At 73.8% G+C, this 16,710-nt stretch carries 13 protein-coding genes; 7 read left to right on the plus strand and 6 right to left on the minus strand.

Annotated features, from left to right (window positions below):
• Positions 1-224: 224 nt before the first annotated feature.
• The 3 genes from RM844_RS19255 to RM844_RS19265 all read left to right on the plus strand — a co-directional run bounded on the left by RM844_RS19255 (position 225) and on the right by RM844_RS19265 (position 4,223).
• Entirely contained in the window at positions 225-2,696 is a 2,472-nt protein-coding gene (locus RM844_RS19255; protein ID WP_311668514.1) for a glycoside hydrolase family 2 protein, read from the plus strand.
• Positions 2,697-3,539 (plus strand): LacI family DNA-binding transcriptional regulator, encoded by an 843-nt coding sequence (locus tag RM844_RS19260; protein ID WP_311668515.1) that lies wholly within the window; start codon positions 2,697-2,699, stop codon positions 3,537-3,539.
• A gap of 81 nt (positions 3,540-3,620) precedes the next feature.
• Entirely contained in the window at positions 3,621-4,223 is a 603-nt protein-coding gene (locus RM844_RS19265) for a DinB family protein (RefSeq protein WP_311668516.1), read from the plus strand.
• 16 nt (positions 4,224-4,239) lie between these two features.
• Here RM844_RS19265 and RM844_RS19270 read toward each other — a convergent pair whose 3' ends face one another.
• The gene (locus RM844_RS19270) at positions 4,240-5,580 is read right to left on the minus strand and encodes an MFS transporter (RefSeq protein WP_394814550.1); all 1,341 of its coding nucleotides are present in this window, start codon (positions 5,578-5,580) and stop codon (positions 4,240-4,242) included.
• Between the two features lie 243 nt (positions 5,581-5,823).
• Between RM844_RS19270 and RM844_RS19275 the strand changes: the two genes are divergently transcribed.
• Both RM844_RS19275 and RM844_RS19280 read left to right on the plus strand, forming a co-directional pair.
• Complete coding sequence (locus tag RM844_RS19275) at positions 5,824-6,192, plus strand: tetratricopeptide repeat protein (protein WP_311668518.1); 369 nt, start codon at positions 5,824-5,826, stop codon at positions 6,190-6,192.
• 19 nt (positions 6,193-6,211) lie between these two features.
• Entirely contained in the window at positions 6,212-7,309 is a 1,098-nt protein-coding gene (locus RM844_RS19280; protein WP_311668519.1) for a hypothetical protein, read from the plus strand.
• A 93-nt stretch (positions 7,310-7,402) separates the two neighbouring features.
• Here the strand turns inward: RM844_RS19280 and RM844_RS19285 are convergent, their stop codons facing one another.
• From RM844_RS19285 to RM844_RS19300, 4 genes are all read right to left on the minus strand, one after another.
• A complete protein-coding gene (locus tag RM844_RS19285) occupies positions 7,403-8,149 on the minus strand; it encodes an SAM-dependent methyltransferase (RefSeq protein ID WP_311668520.1) in 747 nt (248 codons plus the stop codon).
• A 182-nt stretch (positions 8,150-8,331) separates the two neighbouring features.
• The gene (locus RM844_RS19290) at positions 8,332-10,179 is read right to left on the minus strand and encodes a transketolase (RefSeq protein WP_311668521.1); all 1,848 of its coding nucleotides are present in this window, start codon (positions 10,177-10,179) and stop codon (positions 8,332-8,334) included.
• 121 nt (positions 10,180-10,300) lie between these two features.
• A complete protein-coding gene (locus tag RM844_RS19295) occupies positions 10,301-11,488 on the minus strand; it encodes a baeRF2 domain-containing protein (RefSeq protein WP_311668522.1) in 1,188 nt (395 codons plus the stop codon).
• 34 nt (positions 11,489-11,522) lie between these two features.
• The gene (locus RM844_RS19300; protein WP_311668523.1) at positions 11,523-12,065 is read right to left on the minus strand and encodes a type 1 glutamine amidotransferase domain-containing protein; all 543 of its coding nucleotides are present in this window, start codon (positions 12,063-12,065) and stop codon (positions 11,523-11,525) included.
• A 314-nt stretch (positions 12,066-12,379) separates the two neighbouring features.
• Here RM844_RS19300 and RM844_RS19305 point away from each other — a divergent pair, with 314 nt between their 5' ends.
• The gene (locus RM844_RS19305) at positions 12,380-14,299 is read left to right on the plus strand and encodes a Dyp-type peroxidase (protein WP_311668524.1); all 1,920 of its coding nucleotides are present in this window, start codon (positions 12,380-12,382) and stop codon (positions 14,297-14,299) included.
• Between the two features lie 41 nt (positions 14,300-14,340).
• On the opposite strand, the gene RM844_RS19310 is transcribed toward RM844_RS19305, so the two are convergent.
• On the minus strand, positions 14,341-15,315 hold the full coding sequence (locus RM844_RS19310; protein WP_311668525.1) for a TIGR03557 family F420-dependent LLM class oxidoreductase: 975 nt from the start codon (positions 15,313-15,315) through the stop codon (positions 14,341-14,343).
• Positions 15,316-15,689: 374 nt separating this feature from the next.
• On the opposite strand from RM844_RS19310, the gene RM844_RS19315 reads away from it, so the two are divergent.
• On the plus strand, positions 15,690-16,691 hold the full coding sequence (locus tag RM844_RS19315) for a LacI family DNA-binding transcriptional regulator (RefSeq protein WP_311668526.1): 1,002 nt from the start codon (positions 15,690-15,692) through the stop codon (positions 16,689-16,691).
• The last annotated feature ends 19 nt before the right edge of the window (positions 16,692-16,710 follow it).

The following is a 16,710-nucleotide window of genomic DNA, read 5'->3' on the forward strand; positions in this document are numbered from 1 at the left end:
CGGTCGCCGGGCGGCTCGAAGTGAGCGTGGACGAGCAGCACTTGCCCGGCCGGACGTGACCTGGCTCACGCTCGAGTGGCGTGGAATCGGCGGCCGAACGGCCAAAACCCGGGCAATACCGTCTGATTGCGGCAGGAGGGGGTCGATTGACCTGTTGACTTACTTAATTCGGCTCCATAACAATCATTTCGGCCTGAGCCCAACATCACCTGGGAGTAATCACCATGATTCGCCATGCCCTGCATGACGGTTGGCAGCTGACGGCGGTCGCCGGTCCGGTGCCGGAGCACATCGCCGGGCGCACCGTGCCCGCCGAAGTGCCGGGCAGCGCGCACCTGGACCTGTTGGCCGCCGGCCTCATCGGCGAGCCCTACCTGGACCGCGCCGAGGAGGAGCTGGTCTGGGCGCACCGCACCGACTGGCGCTACGCCACCACCGTGGCCGCCCCGGCCGCCGCCGCCGACGAGCGGGTCGACCTGGTCTTCGACGGCCTGGACACCGTCGCCACCGTCGAGTGGGCCGGCCGGACCCTCGGCTCCACCGCCAACATGTTCCGGAGCTACCGCTTCGACGTGCGGGAGCTGCTCGACGGCGGCCCGGCCGAGCTGTCCGTCACCTTCCGCTCCGCGCTCGCCTTCGCCGAGGAGGCGGAGGCCCGCATCGGCTACCGGCCGCGCGCCTACCCGCACCCGATGAACGCCATCCGCAAGATGGCCTGCAGCTTCGGCTGGGACTGGGGCCCGGACCTGCAGACCGCCGGCATCTGGAAGCCGGTCCGGCTGGAGCGTTGGCGGATCGCCCGGCTGGCCACGGTGCGCCCGCTGGTCGGCGTCACCGAGCAGGGCGCCGGGCGGGTCGAGGTGCACGCCGACATCGAGCGTTCCGGTCTGGGCGAGGACGGCGACCTCACGCTCACCGCGACCGTCGCCGGCCACAGCGCCCGGGTCACCGTGCCCGCCGGGGCCGCCATCGGCACCGTCACCGTCGAGGTGCCGGACGCCGAGCTGTGGTGGCCGGTGGGCTACGGCGCCCAGCCGCTGTACGACCTGCGGGTGACGCTGGGCGCCGGCGACGAGGAACTGGACGGCTACGAGCGGCGGATCGGCTTCCGCACGCTGACCGTGGACACCACTCCGGACGAGCGGGGCACCCCCTTCACCTTCGTGGTCAACGGCGAGCGGATCTTCGCCAAGGGCGCCAACTGGATCCCGGACGACCACTTCCTGACCCGGATCACCCGGGAGCGGCTGTCCCGCCGGATCGACCAGGCGCTGGACGCCCACATGAACATGCTGCGCATCTGGGGCGGCGGCATCTACGAGACCGAGGACTTCTACGAGCTGTGCGACGAGCGCGGCGTGCTGGTCTGGCAGGACTTCCTGCTGGCCTGCGCCGCCTACGGCGAGGAGCCCGAACTGTGGTCCGAGTTCGAGGCGGAGGCGCGGGAGAACGTCGCCCGGCTCACCCCGCACCCCTCGCTCGCGCTGTGGAACGGCGGCAACGAGAACCTCTGGGGCTTCCGGGACTGGGGCTGGCCCGAGGAACTCGACGGCCGCACCTGGGGCCTGGGCTACTACACCGACCTCTTCCCGCGGATCGTCGCCGAACTCGACCCGGACCGCCCCTACTCCGCGGGCAGCCCGTACAGCCCCGGCTTCGACATCACCGAGGTGCACCCCAACGAGCAGGACCACGGCACTCGGCACGAGTGGGAGGTGTGGAACCGCGTCGACTACACCACCTACCGCGACTACATCCCGCGGTTCTGCTCGGAGTTCGGCTTCCAGGGCCCGCCCACCTGGACGACCCTCACCGACTGGGTGACCGAGCGCCCGCTGGAGAAGTCGTCGCCGGCCTTCATGCTGCACCAGAAGGCCGAGGACGGGAACGGCAAGCTGGACCGCGGCATGGCCCCGCACCTCCCCGAGACCAGCACCTTCGAGGACTGGCACTGGGCCACCCAGCTCAACCAGGCCAGGGCCGTCGCCTTCGGTATCGAGCACTACCGGTCGTACTGGCCGCGCACCGCCGGTTCGCTGGTCTGGCAGCTCAACGACTGCTGGCCGGTGACCTCCTGGGCGGCCGTGGACAGCGAGGAGCGCCCCAAGCCGCTGTGGTACGGCCTGAAGCACGCCTACGCGCCCCGACTGCTCACCTTCCAGCCGCGGGCCGGCCGGACCGCGCTGGTCGCGGTGAACGACACCGCCGACGCCTGGACCGGTGAACTCCGCCTGGAACGCGTCTCGTTCGACGGCGAGGTGCGGGAGACCGCTACCATGCCCTTCGAGGTGGCGGCCCGTTCGACCGCCGAACTCGACCTGGCCGACTCTCTGTTGAAGCCGGCTGACGCGCGACGGGAGGTTCTGGTGGCGACGGTGGGCGAGACCCGCTCCTTCCACCTGTTCGAGGAGGACCGCGACCTGGCCTACGACCCGGCGGCGCTGACCGCCGAGGTGACCAGGGTGGCCGACGGCTACCAGGTCGAGGTGCGCGCCGCCTCCTTCGCCCGGGACGTGACGCTGCTCGCCGACCGGGCCGCGCCGGACGCGGTGGCGGACGACGCGCTCGTCACCCTGCTCGCCGGGGAGCGGCACACCTTCACCGTGCGGACCACCGCCGAGCTGGACGCCGCGGCGCTGACCGGCCCGCTGGTGCTCCGTGGCGTCAACTCCCTCCACGCGGTGGTGCAGGGCTGAGTGGGTCGGTCAGAAGCCGTCGGCCTGGTCCTGGCCAGGCCGGCGAGACTGCTCGGGGTCGAGCCGTTCTTCATGGAGTTCATCGCCGGCATCGAGGAGAAGCTGGCGGAGCGCGGCCTGTCCGTGCTGCTCCATGTCGTCGGGACCCACGAGGAGGAGATCGCCACCCACCGGCGCTGGGCCGAGCGTGACCTGGTCGAGGCCGTCATCGTGGTCAACCTGACCGTCGGTGACCGGCGCCCCGACGTGCTCGCCGGGCTCGGGCTGCCCGCCATGATGGTGGGCGCCTGGGACGGCGAGCCCGACGTCCCGGCCGTGGTCACCGACAGCACCGGCCCGATCCGGGAGGCGCTGGCCCGGCTGCTGGAGCTGGGCCACCGCCGGATCGCCCGGGTCACCGGGCCGGGCGACCTGGTCCACACCAGGGCCAGGACGGCGGCCCTGGTGGCGGGGTGCCAGGCCGCCGGGATCGAGCCGGTGATGGTGGAGGGCGACTACTCGGCCGAGGCGGGGGCCGAGCTGACCGAGAGACTGCTGCGCCGCCGGGACCGGCCGACCGCGATCATCTACGACAACGACGTGATGGCGATCGCCGGCCTCGGCGCGGCCAAGGCGGCCCGGATCGAGGTCCCGACCGAGCTGTCGCTGCTCGCCTGGGACGACTCGACGATGTGCCGGCTGGCCTCGCCGCCGCTGTCCACCATGAGCGTGGACGTCTACCAGTTCGGCGTCTCGGTGGCCGAGTCGGTGCTGGAGCTGATCGACGGCCGCCCGGTGACGCCCCGTTGGTCCCCGGCGCCGAGGTTCGTCGCCCGGGGCTCGACGGCGCCGTTCGCCGGCTGAGCCGCGGCCGGCGCCCGGCGTTCGGCGCCCGGCGTTCGGCGGTCCGGGTGGAGTGTCAGTGGTGCGTGTCAGAGTGGCGGTATGACTGACAGCACCACTGACCTCACCGATGTCAGGGCCTTCCTCCTGAAGTACCTGCGGGAGGCGCGGGACGCCCTGGTGTGGAAGCTCGACGGCCTCCCGGAGTACGAGGTCCGCCGCCCCCTCACCCCCACCGGCACCAATCTGCTGGGCCTGGTCAAGCACGCCACCATGGTCGAGCACGGTTACTTCGGTGAGGTCTTCGACCGGCCGATGCCGCCGCTCAGCTGGGAGTTCGACGAGAGCGTGCCCAACATCGACATGTGGGCCACCGCCGAGCAGTCCCGGGAGGCGCTGGTCGAGGAGTACCGGCGGGTCGCCGAGCGGGCCGACGCCCTGATCGCCGAGCTGCCGCTGGAGACGCCGGGCCGGGTGCCCTGGTGGGCCCCCGAGCGGTCGCGGGTGACGCTGCACCGGATCGTGGTCCATGTGACCGGCGACCTGAACCGACACGCGGGACACGCGGACATCGTGCGGGAGTTGACGGACGGCGCGGTGGGGCTGCGCACCCCGGGGGACAACGTGCCGGCCGAGGACGCCGCCTGGTGGGTGGCGTACCGGGCACGACTGGAGGACGTGGCGCGGGGGTTCATAGCCGACTGAGGTGGCGGGGCGGGGCTCAGCCCTTCGGGCCCTGGCCGCCGGTGTCGATCCGCTCCGCCGTGCGGCGGGCCCTGGCCCCGGTGGTCAGCGCGCCCAGGATCAGCACCAGCGCGCCACAGCCGCTGATCACCCACCAGCCGGCGGTGCGCGAGCCGGCCGCCAGCACGGTGCCGACCACGGCGACGCCGAGCGCCGAGCCGACCTGCCGCCCGGTGGAGGCGACGCCGGCGGCGACCCCCGCCTGGGCCTTGGGCATCCCGGTCACCGCGGTGTGGGTGATGGGCGCGTTCACCAGCCCGAAGCCCACGCCGAAGATCACATAGCCGGTGAAGAGTATGGCCACCGAGGTGGTGGTGTCGGTGCCCGAGAGCAGCGCCCCGCTGAAGGTGATCGCCACCCCGGCCACCACCAGCGGGCCGCGCGGTCCGATCAGCCCGAGCAACTGCCCCGACAGCGGCGAGAAGACCAGTGTGGTCGCCGCCATCGGCAGCAGGTAGAGCCCGGCCTCCAACGGGCTGAGCCCCCGGGTGTCCTGCAGGTAGAGCGTGTTGAGGAAGAGGAAGCCGGCCAGCGCGGCGAAGGCGGCCACCGCGATCACGAAGGCCCCGCTGAACGGCACGCTCCGGAAGAAGTCCAGCTCCAGCAGCGGCTCCTCGCGCCGCGGCTCGTACACCAGCAGTCCGACCAGCGCGAGGGCGGCCACCCCGACCCCCGTCAACAGCAGAGGAGAGCCCCAGCCGGACCGTCCCCCCTCGATGATCCCGAAGGTCAGCGACCCCAGCAGGGTGATCACCAGCAGCTGCCCCACCGGGTCGAGCCGCCGTGGCCTGGGCGCCCGGGACTCCGGGACGTAGAGCGTGGTCAGCAGCAGCGCGGCCAGTCCGATCGGGAGGTTGAGCCAGAAGATCGCCCGCCAGCCGAAGGAGTGCACCAGGGCGCCGCCCACGATCGGCCCGATCGCCATGGAGATCCCCACCACCCCGCCCCAGGCGCCGATCGCCCGGGCCAACTCCCGCCGGTCGGTGAAGGTGTTGGTGATGATCGACATGGCCACCGGGTTGAGCATCGAGCCGCCCACGGCCTGCGCGGCCCGGAAGACGATCAGCCAGCCGAGCCCGGGGGCGAGCGCACACGCCACCGAGCCGGCGGTGAAGACGACCAGCCCCACCCGGAACACCCGGCGCCGGCCCAGCCGGTCGGCCATCGACCCCGACAGCATCAGGAAGGAGGCCAGCACCACGGTGTAGACGTCCACCGTCCACTGGAGTCCGGAGACATCGGCGTTCAGCTCCCGGCCAAGATCGGGCAGGGCCACGTTGAGGGCGGTCACGTCCAGGCTGACGATCAGCAGGCTCATGCAGCAGATGGCGAGGATCAGGAGACGGCGATGGCGGGGCAGGGTCTCGGTCTCTTCCACGGCCACTGAGCGTAGCCGCACGGCGTCGATCGCACGTGGACTCCGCGACCAGGCCCCCCGCACGAGTGGTGGGCGCGGTATTCGGGCGGTGGGGGAATACCCGGCGGCCCGGCCGTGTTCTGACCGGCACACCAGGCTTCGCGCCGACGCCGCCCGGCCGCCAGGTCACGATCGGAGGGCACCGTGTCCCAGACGTCACCCGCCACCCATGTCATCGCCTACCGGGCCGCCGAGCGGCTGCTGGACTCGGGGGACCCGCGCGGCGCGCTGACGCTGCTCGACCCGCTGGTCAGCGCCTACCCGGAGAACACCTCCGCCCGGCTGCTGCGCGCCCGCGCCTTCTTCCTCGGCGCGCAACTGCGCAGCGCCGAGCAGGAGTTCATGCTGGTCCTGGAGCGCGAGCCGGACAACGCCTACGCGCACTTCGCGCTGGCGCGCACGCTGCAACGAGCGGCGCGTGGCGAGGAGGCGCTGCGCCACTTCCGGCTGGCCGCGGCCCTCGACCCCAAGCCGGACTACCTGGCCCGCGCCCGGTTTGGCGAACAGCCCTGATCGACGCCATCCTGGCCGAATGTTGATCAAGGAAGCGCGCGCGGCCGCGCGGGACTGGGTGCGCGAGCACGTGTCCGGACAGCCCTGGTTCGTCGGCGCCTACTTCAGTGGGTCGACGGTGGGGCTGCCGGACGCGGCCGAGGTGCCGCTCGGCTCCGACACGGACGTCATGGTGGTCACCGCCGACCCGGATCCCCCCACCAAGCCGGGGAAGTTCACCCACCGGGGCGCGCTGGTCGAGGTAAGCCTGGTGCCCGAGGCGGTCCTCGCCTCGGCGGACGAGGTGCTCGCCGACTACCACCTGGCCGGGGCCTTCCGCACCGACACGCTGATCGCCGACCCCACCGGCCGCCTCGGCCGGCTCCAGCGGGACGTGGCCGAGCGGTTCGCCGAGCCGGACTGGGCGCGCCGCCGTTACCAGCACGCCCTGGCCCGGGTGCGTAACGGGCTGACCCGGTACGACCGGGGCGATCTTGACCCGGCCGCCCCCTGGCCGGAGCTGGTCATCGGCTGGCTCTTCCCCACCGGGGTGAGCACCCATGTGCTGCTGGCCGCCGGGCTGCGCAATCCGACCGTGCGGCTGCGCTACCTGCGGACCAGGGAGCTGCTCGCCGAACACGGCCTGCTGGCCGCCTATCCGCCGCTGCTGGCCGATCTCGGCTGCGCCGAGCTGACCGCCGAGCGGGCCGAGGTCCATCTGGCGGCGCTGGCCGACGCGTTCGACACGGCGGCCGGTGTCGCCCGCACCCCGTTCCCGTTCCGCTCCGACGTCAGCCCGGCGGCCCGGCCCATCGCGGTCGACGGCACCCGGGAGCTGGTCCGTGCCGGGCACCACCGCGAGGTGCTGTTCTGGCTGGTCGCCTCCTACGCCCGCTGCCAGCTGGTGTTGGCCGCCGACGGCACGCCGGACCAGCGGGCCGCGCACGCCCCCGGGTTCACCGCGCTGCTGGCCGACCTCGGCATCCACACCACCGAGGACCTGGCGGCCCGCGCCCGGCGCACCCTGGGCCGGCTGCCGGAGCTGACCGAGACCGCCGAGCGCCTGCTCGCCGCGTCCACCGTGCCCGCCGCGTCCACCGTGCCCGCTGCCACCAGGTCCGCGCGGCCCCTCGGGTAGCCGGCCCCGCCCGCACCGCTGCCCCCGCCCCTCCGGCAAGGGGAAAGCGCGGGCCCGGGCGGTGTGTCGCCCGGACCCGCGCTCATCGGGCCGTCAGCGGCCCATCAGGGCGAAGACTCCCCAGCCGAGGTACTCGCGCTGGTAGCGCGTGTACCGCACGGGCTCGGTGGTCAGCTCGGCCCGCACCTCCTCGGCCAGTTCGTCGTCGGGATGCGCGTCGAGCCAGCGCCGCAGGTTGAGCCACTGGGCCGCCTGGTAACGGTCCCAGCTGTCCTGCGAGGCCAGCATCATCTCCACGACGTCGTACCCGAGAGCGCCGAACTGCTCGACCAACCCCGGCAGCGGCAGGAAGTCGGCCCTGGCGGTGGCGTGGCAGGCCCGGGCGGTCGCCTCGTCGGGCACCTCCCGGCGCCAGTACGGCTCGCCGATCAGCATCAGGCCGCCGGGCCGCAGGCTCCTGGCCAGCAGCTCGACGGTGCCGGCGACACCGCCCCCGATCCAGGTGGCGCCGACGCAGGCGGCGAGATCGACGGGCTCGTCCGCGACGAAGCCGGCGGCGTCGTCGTGTACGAAGGTGACCCGGTCGGCGACGTCGAGCTCGGCGGCGCGGGCCCGCGCCTTCTCGACGCCCCTGCTGCTGATGTCCACCCCGGTCCCGGTGAAGCCGTGGTCACGGGCCCAGGTGCACAGCATCTCGCCCGATCCACTGGCCAGGTCGAGCACCCGGGTCCCGGGCGGCAGGTGCAGTGCCTGGCCCAGGGCGGCGAGCTTGCCGGGGGTGAACGGGTTGTGGATGCGGTGGCTACTTTCGCGAATGGTGAAGATACGTGGCAGATCCACGAGAGGTGATCCTTAGGGTTGCTGAGGTCATGGCGTTCGTGGGGGCGCGCCGACCGGAGTCGGCGGCCGCTGCGCGGACCGTCATCAATACACCTCGTTCACCCGGATGGATCAGTAGCCCGGCGACTATAGACCCGCGCGCCTCGACCGTTCCACCGACTTTCCCCGGGGGCCGCCGCAGCTCAGCCGCCGTAGCCGGCGAGGTACTGGCGGGCCGCGGTGGCGATGGCGCCCGCGTTGATGCCGGCGGCCCGCAGCTGCTGCTCCGGCGTGGCCGAGCCGGGCATCGAGTCCACCGCCAGCCGCAGCAGCCGGGGCACCGGCCGGCCGTCCGAGAACGCCTCAAGCACCGCGTCCCCCAGGCCGCCGGCGTGCCGGTGGTCCTCCACGGTCAGCAGGCAGCCGGTCGCCTCGGCCGCCTCCCGCAGCCCCGCCGCGTCCACCGGCCGGACCGAGTACAGGTCGATCACCCGCACCGGCACGCCCTCCTCGGCCAACTCGTCGGCGGCGCGCAGCGCCTCGTGCACGGTCACCCCGGCGGCGACCACGGTCAGCCGGTCGTCCTGGGAGGAGCGCAGCAGTTTGCTGCCGCCAATCGGGAACCGTTCGTCAGGGCCGTAGAGCACCGGGTCGGCGCCGCGCGAGGTGCGCAGGTAGCGCAGCCCGCTCTCGCCGACCAGCTCCGCGACCAGCTGCGCGGTCTGGTTGGCGTCGCAGGGGTAGAGCACCGTGGCGCCGTACAGCGCGCGGAACATCGCCAGGTCCTCCAGGCCCATCTGGGACGGCCCGTCCTCGCCGATCGCCACCCCGGCGTGCGAGCCGGCCAGACACAGCCCGACCCCGCTCACCGCGGCCATCCGCAGGAAGTCGTGGGCGCGGGTGAAGAACGCGGCGAAGGTCGAGGCGAACGGCAGCCAGCCGCGCACCGCCATCCCGACCGAGGCGGCCACCAGCTCCTGTTCCGCGATGTAGCACTCGAAGTACCGGTCCGGATGGCGCTTGGCGAAGAACTCGGCCCGGGTGGAGTCGCCCACCTCGCCGTCCAGCGCCACCACCTCGGGCCGCGCCGAGCCGAGCGCGGCCAGCGCCTCGCCGTAGGCGTCCCGGGTGGCCACCCGGTCGCCGACGGTGTACGCGGGCAGCTCGATCCGCGGCCCGCCCGGCGGGCGCGGCACCGTGGTCGCCGCCGGTCGGGCCACCTCGACCCGCAGGTCGCGCACCCCGCCCAGCTCGGCCACCGCCTCGGCCTCGTCCGGCACCGGCTTGCCGTGGTGCCCCTCCAGGTCCTCCACCGCCTTGACCCCGCGCCCCTTGCGGGTGCGGGCCAGGATCGCGGTGGGCCGGTCGGTGACCCGCTTCGCCTCCGCGTAGGCCGCGTCGACCGCCGCCGGGTCGTGCCCGTCCACCTCGACGGTGTGCCAGTCGAAGGCGCGGATGCGGCGCGCGTAAGCGTCCAGGTCCCACTCGTGCCGGGTCGGGCCGCGCTGGCCCAGCCGGTTGATGTCCAGGATCGCGGTCAGGCTGGCCAGCCGCTCGTAGCCGGCGTGCTCGAACGCCTCCCACACCGAGCCCTCGGCCAGCTCGCTGTCCCCGCACAGCACCCACACCCGGGATTCCGACTCGCCCAGCCGTTCCCCGGCCAGCGCCACGCCGACGCCGATCGGCAGGCCCTGCCCGAGTGAGCCGGTGGCGACGTCCACCCACGGCAGCCGCGGGGTCGGGTGCCCCTCAAGCCGGCTGCCCAGGGTGCGGAACGACATCAGCTCCTCCTCGCTGACCACGCCCGCCGCCCGGTAGGCGGCGTACAGCAGCGGTGAGGCATGCCCCTTGGAAAGGATCAGCCGGTCGTTGCCCGGGTGTTCCGGCCAGTCGAAGTCGTACGACAGGTGCCTGGCCAGCAGCACCGCCATCAGGTCGGCGGCCGACATGGACGAGGTGGCGTGCCCCGAGTGGGCGGACGAGGTGGCGCGGACCGCGTCCACCCGGAGCTGCTGCCCCAGCTCGGCCAGGTCTAGGTCTGCGGATGTCATCTGCCCCTGCCTCCCGCGGTCGGCGGCTGTCTGCTCGGGCCCGCGCGTCGGGCCGCCCGCGCCCGGGTACCCGGACGCGGGCGGCCTAACCGGCGGGTGCGCCGGCCCGTGTCGCGCGTGGTCAGCCGGGCGCGCGGTGCCCGCCGTCCGGCACCCCGTCCCGGTACGGCCAGCGCAGCAGCGCGCCCAGGCCGCCGGCCGGCAGTCCTTCGGTGGCCACCACCGGCCCGTCCTCCGGGCTGCTCCCGGCCACCACGATCACGTCCGCGTCGGTGGCCGCCACCGAACGCAGCAGCGCGTCGTCCGCGCGGGCCGCCAGCGGGTCCGGCTCGCCCAGGTACTGCGACTCCGAGCGGCGCACCGCCAGTTGGTCGGGCTCCTCGCCGATCCACACGTCCCGGTGCAGGTCGGGGCCGTCCAGCCGGACGAGCAGGGTGTCGATCCGGTGCTCCCTGGCCGCCGCCAGCAGCGCCGGCACGCCCTCCACGGCGTCCACCCGGCGCTCCTCCGTCGGCACCCGCCCGGCCAGGAAGCGGTCGTACAGCTCGGCCGCCCGCCGGGTGTCCCGTGCCGTCCTGGCCTCGGCGACCTCCGTCTCCAGCCGTTCGGGGCGGGCCCCGGCGGCCCGGCCGCCGTACTCGCTCTCCACGGTGATGGCCCGCAGCGGCTCCGGCAGCTGGTCGAAGACGGCCCGCCGCTCGCGGGCGTCGCCGGCCAGCACCAGCAGCTCGGCGCCGGTGCGGGCCGCGTCCTCGGCGAGCGTCTGGGCGATCAGCCGGGCGTTCTCCTCCCAGGTGTTCTCCACCGCCAGCTCGAAGTGGCGCTCCGACCAGTCGATCCGGCCGGTGCGGTGGATCGGCCACTCCCGGCCCCGCACCTCGTCCAGCGGGCGTGGCCGGCCGTGCGTGCCGCGGTACTGGAGGTCCGCCCCCTTCCGGTCGACGAACGCGACCAGCGTGGGCGGGCGCCGCTCCCCGAAGTCGAGGATCGGCCCCAGCCTGGGCAGCGGGCCCCACTCGGTCAGCGGCGGCGACGGCGGGGGAGCGGTCAGCGGGATGTCCAGCACCACCCGGCCGTCGGTGGCGAACAGGGCGTGCCCGGCCTCGTACCGGTCCAGGTCGGTCAGCGCCGTGTGGACCGCCCGGCAGGTCTCCTGGTCGGCGCCCTGCGCGGCGAGCTGGTCGGCGGCGGCCCGGGCCTGGAGCGCCAGCTGCGGCACCGCGTCCTCGGCGATCTCCGAGGTGTTGAAGTACACCGAGGCCCAGGGGCCGGGCTGGTGCAGCAGGGGGGTGAGAAATCCGAGATTCATGACGTCCTCCGGCGTGGTCGCGACCGTACGGCGGTCAGGCGGCGATCCGGCCGAACTCGCGCAGCATCGCCTCGTTGAAGTACGGCAGGTCGTCCGGTTTGCGGCTGGTGACCAGCGGCCCGCTGTCGGCCAGGCACACCTGCACCGGCTCGTCCACCCAGTGGGCGCCCGCGTTCCGCAGGTCGGTCTGGAGGGACGGCCAGGAGGTCAGTGTCCGGTCGCGCACCACGTCCGCCTCGATCAGCGTCCACGGGGCGTGACAGATGGCCGCGACCGGCTTGTCGGCGTCGAAGAACGCCCGGGCGAACGCCACCGCCCGCGGGTCGGTGCGCAGGGCGTCCGGGTTGGCCACGCCGCCGGGCAGCACCAGGGCGTCGAACTCCTCAGGGGAGACGTCCGCCACGGTGCCGTCCACCGGGAACGTGTCGGCCTTGTCCAGGTGGTTGAACGCCTGCACGGTCCCGGCGCGGGTGGAGATCAGCTGCGGGGTCTCGCCGGTGGCCGCCACCGCGCGCCACGGCTCCGTCAGCTCCACCTGCTCGACGCCCTCGTGCGCGGTGAGAAACGCGATACGCATGTCCTGGTCCACCGTTCTTTCCGTCGCTCGGCTGCTCGTGGCGCTGTGCGTGGCCGGGTCGGCCCGGCAGGCGCCAGGCGTCCGACACGCGCCCCGAGTAACCGGTGCCGGCGGCGGAAAACCCCGGCCGCCCGGCCGCTTCGCGCCGAGCCGTCACGCCCCGGTTGACCGGCGCGTCAACGCGGCTCTCCCCGAAGGGGTGGTCTCCGTGGCGGAACGGTCTATTCCGGTGTGCCCGTCGGTAGCTTCCCAGGGCGCGGGGGGACGCCTCCGCCTGCCAGGGACCGCCAACCGTGCCCACTTCCGGAGAGCCCATGCCGCACTCGACCGATCCATCCCACGCCCCGGCCGCCGCCGGCCTGCTGCCCGCCCAGGGCCGGGAGCCGGAGCCGGGGCCGGAGCCCGACGGTCTGCCGCTGCGTCGCAGCACCGAGATCCAGGGCGACGTCCTGGCCGGCTTCAAGAAGGACCACGTCCATCTGCTGCTGCTCACCTTCCCCGGCCGTGACCAGGCCAGGAGCTGGCTGAACCAGGTGCGCCGCCGGGTGGCGAACACCCGGGACGTCGCCGAGTTCAACCGGGACTTCAGCCGCGCCAGGCGGGCCCGCTCCGGCGTCGACCCGGCTCGTGCGCACGCCACCTGGCGGGCGCTGAGCTTCACCCACGCCGGGCTGGGCGAGCTGGTCGGCGGCGAGCCCTACCCGGACGTGCCCCGGGGCACCACCCAGGAGGCGTTCCGGCAGGGCCCGGCCGAGCGCGCCGAGCTGCTCGGCGACACCGGGCCCAGCGCCCCCGACCGGTGGCTCTTCGGCGGGCCGGGGCAGCCGACGGTGCACGCGGTGCTGACCCTGGCGGCGGACCGCGCCGAGGAGCTGGCCGGGGCGCTCGCCGAGGAGCGGTCGGCGGCCGAGAAGCACGGGCTGACCGTCACCTTCGAGCAGCCGGCCGGCACGCTGGCCGGCAGCCTGCGGGGCCGGGAGCACTTCGGCTTCAAGGACGGCATCAGCCAGCCCGGCGTGCGGGACTTCGACGAGCCGGACCCGGACCACCCGGACCAGCAGCTCGGCAAGCCCGGCACCCGGATCATCGCGCCCGGCGAGTTCCTGGTCGGCCACCCCAAGGACCACCGGCTGCCCGACTGGCTGCCGGAGTGGATGCGGGACGGCTCCTTCCAGGTGGTGCGCCGGCTCGGGCAGGACGTGCCCGGCTGGTGGGCGCAGCTGGGCGACGCGGTGGCCGAGCTGCGCGAGCGAGGGGCGGTGCCGGCGGAGGCGACCAGCGAGTGGTTGGCCGCCCGGCTGATGGGCCGGTGGCGCTCGGGCGCGCCGGTGGCCAAGCATCCCGACGCGGACCCGCACGCTGACCCGGAGACCGACGCGGACAACGACATCGCCTACGGCGACGACCAGTTGGGCCGGGTGGTGCCGCTCTGCGCCCACCTGCGCAAGACCAATCCGCGCGACGGCCTGCTGGCGCGGCTGGAGGACGGCGAACCGGTCGCGCTCCAGGGCGCGTTGGACGGTCGGCGGATCATCCGCCGCGGGGTGCCGTTCGGGGAGCGCTTCGACCCGACGGGTGGCGCGGAGAACGGCCCCGACGCGCCCCGCGGCCTGGTCTTCGTCGCCTACCAGGGCGATCTGGTGGCCCAGTTCGAGTTCATCCAGCGCTCCTGGATCGACGCGGACGACTTCCCCGAGCGGGCCGAGCCGGTGGGCCGGGACGGGGTCATCGGGCGGGACGGCGAGATCGCCTATCCGGTGCACGGCTCGCCGGACAGCACGGTGCGGTTGGCGCTGCGGCAGTTCGTGCGGACCGAGGGCGCGCTCTACGCCTTCGCGCCCTCGCTGAGCGCGCTGCGGATGCTGGCGGCCGGGGAGGTGCCGGTCGGCGGGGAGCCGGTGGACCGGGTGCTGGCGGCGCCGTTGGTGCTGCGTCGGGGCGAGGTGGTCAGCTCAGGCTCGGCCCGGCTCAGGTTCGAGGTGGACGGCGACCTCAGGGTCCGCGACGAGCGGGAGGAGGTCCGCTGGGAGGCGGGCTACACCGGTGGGGTCGCCGGCCGGGCCGAGTTCTGGGCGGACGGGCGGCTGGTCCTGGTGGACGCGGAGAACAACGCGGTCTGGGCGACGCCGACCGAGGGGAACCCGGGGGCGGTGCTGGTGGTCGGCGCCGACGGCGACGTGGCGGTCCGGGCGGCCGACGGCACGGTGCTGTGGCACACGGAGACCGCGCGCTGAGCGGCGCCGGCGCCCGGGGCGGCGGGCGCCGGCCGCGCGGGTCAGCGCCCGCCGGGGGTCAGCGCGCGCAACGGGCCGTCCAGCTCCCGCTGGTAGAAGTCGATGAAGGCGTCCGGGTCGGGCCCGGCGTTCATCAGCACCAGTCGGTCGAAGCCGGCGTCCACGAACGGCTGTGCCACCGCCAGGTAGCGGTCGAGGTCCGCGCCGCAGGCGAACTGCTCGCGGATGTCGCTCTCCCGGACGGTGGTGGTGGCCGCGTCGAAGTTGACCGGGTTGGGCAGCTCGCTCATCACCTTCCAACCGGTCACCGCCCAGCGGTTGTTGGTCAGCGCGGTGCGCACCGCCTCCGCCTCGTCCACGGCGTAGGAGACGGACATCTCGACGTAGCGCGGCCCGTCGCCGCCGGCCTCCCGGTAGGCGTCGACCAGCTCGCCGCGCGGCTCGGTGGCGAACAGCGCGCTGCCCAACTCGGCGGCGATCCGGGCCGCGTCGGCGCCGCCGGCCGCCACCGCCAGCCGTGGCGGCGTGGGCGGCAGGTCGAAGATCCGGGCGTCCTCAAGGCGCAGGTGCTGGCCCTCGTAGGAGCGGTAGCCGCCCTGCCAGAGCAGCCCGATGATCTCCAGCGCCTCCCGCAGCAACTGCTGCCGGACCTGCACCGAGTCGGGGAACTCCAGCCCGACCACGTGCTCGTTGAGCCGCTCGCCCGAGCCAACGCCGAGGGTGAAGCGGCCGTCCGAGAGCAGCGCCAGGGTGGCGGCGGCCTGGGCGATCACGGCCGGGTGGTAGCGCACGGTGGGGCAGGTGACGCCGGTGGCCAGCTCGATGCGCTCGGTGCGGGCGGCGATGGTGCCGAGCACGGCCCAGGCGAACGGGGAGTGGCCCTGCACGTCCAGCCAGGGGTGGAAGTGGTCGCTGATCTCCACGAAGTCGAAGCCGGCCCGTTCGGCCAGCTCCGCCTGCCGCACCAGCTCGGCGGGGCCGAAGGCCTCCGCCGCCAGCTTGTAACCAATCTGCATCGCGCGCTCCCTCGGCCCGGCGGACGTGTCCCCCGTCGGCACGCTGCCAGCGTCCGGGGGCGGGCGCGGGTTGGCGGGGCCGCCGGCCGCCTCCGAGTCCGTCAAATGGCCGACCCGGTGGGCGCGTCCTGGATATGTGACCATGACACCGCACCGCCAGGTCAGGGCTGGTGTATCGATTTCCCCCTTCAACTCTTGAAGGGATAACCGGCCTTGATCGCGCGTCAAAAGACCTTGGCGCGACGTATTGACGCCACTTGGTCTAGACGATTAACTCCCACGCAACATCGCCGGAACCGGTTCCGGGACCGGTGTCGGCGCTGCCGCCGCATGCCTGCGGCAGCCTTCGCTCAGCGTGCCGAGGAGCTTCCCCCATGCGTGTCACCATCGCCGATGTCGCCCGAAACGCGGCGGTCAGCAAGACCACCGTCTCGCGCGTGCTCAACGGCAAGGGCGAGGTGGACGCCGAGACCGCGGAGCGCGTCCGCGCCGTGATCGCCGAGCTGGGCTACGTGCCCTCCTCCCGGGCCGTCGGCCTGGCCAGGGGCAACAGCCGCACCCTGGCCATGCTGGTGCCCTCGCTCACCTGGCCCTGGGTGGGCGAGGTGCTGCAGGGGGTGGCCGACACCCTGGAGGCCGCCGGCTACGGGCTGCTGCTCTTCACCTGCAACCGTGGGGAGGAGTCGATGGCCCAGTTCACCAGCCAGGTCTCGGCCCGTGCCTTCGACGGGGTGCTGGCGATCGAGCCGGAGAACACCAGGGGCGCCATCGCCGCGCTGCACCACCAGGGGCTGCCGCTGGTGCTGGTCGACGATCGTGGCCAGGGCGGCACGTTCCCCTCGGTGGCCACCACCAACCGGGAGGGCGCCGCCTCGGCCGCGCAGCACCTGATCGCCGCCGGGCGCCGGGCGCCGCTGGTGGTCACCGGGCCGGCCCAGTTCGGCTGTGTCCAGGACCGGCTGCACGGCTTCGCCAGGGTGTTCGCCGAGCACGGCGCGGCGCGGCCCGACTCCCACGTCTTCGAGGGCGACTTCACGGTCCGCTGCGGTCAGCGGGTCATCGACCACGCGCTCGCCGAGCGGCTGCCCTTCGACTCCGTCTTCTGCCACAACGACCTCAGCGCCACCGGCGTCCTCCAGGCGCTGCGGGCCGCCGGCCGCCGGGTGCCCGACGACGTGGCCGTCATCGGCTTCGACGACATCCCCAGCGCCGCCTACACCGAGCCGTCGCTGACCACCGTGCGCCAGCCCATGCAGGCCATGGGCGAGGCGGCGGCCCGGCGGATGCTCGACCACCTGCGCGGGGTCACCCCGCTGCGCCGGGACGCCGTCGTGCTGCCCACCGAACTGGTCATCAGGTCCTCCGCGCCGGGCTGACCGACTGCCCAAGCCCGTG

The sequence above is a fragment of the Streptomyces chisholmiae genome (genome assembly GCF_031845445.1).
Lineage (GTDB): Bacteria > Actinomycetota > Actinomycetes > Streptomycetales > Streptomycetaceae > Streptomyces > Streptomyces chisholmiae.

Bases quoted from the DNA above. Each gene is read 5' to 3' on its own strand.
- RM844_RS19255 (WP_311668514.1), top strand. From the start codon at position 225: ATGATTCGCCATGCCCTGCATGACGGTTGGCAGCTGACGGCGGTCGCC.
- RM844_RS19315 (WP_311668526.1), top strand. From the start codon at position 15,690: ATGCGTGTCACCATCGCCGATGTCGCCCGAAACGCGGCGGTCAGCAAG.
- RM844_RS19300 (WP_311668523.1), bottom strand. From the start codon at position 12,065: ATGCGTATCGCGTTTCTCACCGCGCACGAGGGCGTCGAGCAGGTGGAG.
- RM844_RS19310 (WP_311668525.1), bottom strand. From the start codon at position 15,315: ATGCAGATTGGTTACAAGCTGGCGGCGGAGGCCTTCGGCCCCGCCGAG.
- RM844_RS19265 (WP_311668516.1), top strand. From the start codon at position 3,621: ATGACTGACAGCACCACTGACCTCACCGATGTCAGGGCCTTCCTCCTG.
- RM844_RS19305 (WP_311668524.1), top strand. From the start codon at position 12,380: ATGCCGCACTCGACCGATCCATCCCACGCCCCGGCCGCCGCCGGCCTG.
- RM844_RS19295 (WP_311668522.1), bottom strand. From the start codon at position 11,488: ATGAATCTCGGATTTCTCACCCCCCTGCTGCACCAGCCCGGCCCCTGG.
- RM844_RS19280 (WP_311668519.1), top strand. From the start codon at position 6,212: ATGTTGATCAAGGAAGCGCGCGCGGCCGCGCGGGACTGGGTGCGCGAG.
- RM844_RS19270 (WP_394814550.1), bottom strand. From the start codon at position 5,580: ATGAGCCTGCTGATCGTCAGCCTGGACGTGACCGCCCTCAACGTGGCC.
- RM844_RS19290 (WP_311668521.1), bottom strand. From the start codon at position 10,179: ATGACATCCGCAGACCTAGACCTGGCCGAGCTGGGGCAGCAGCTCCGG.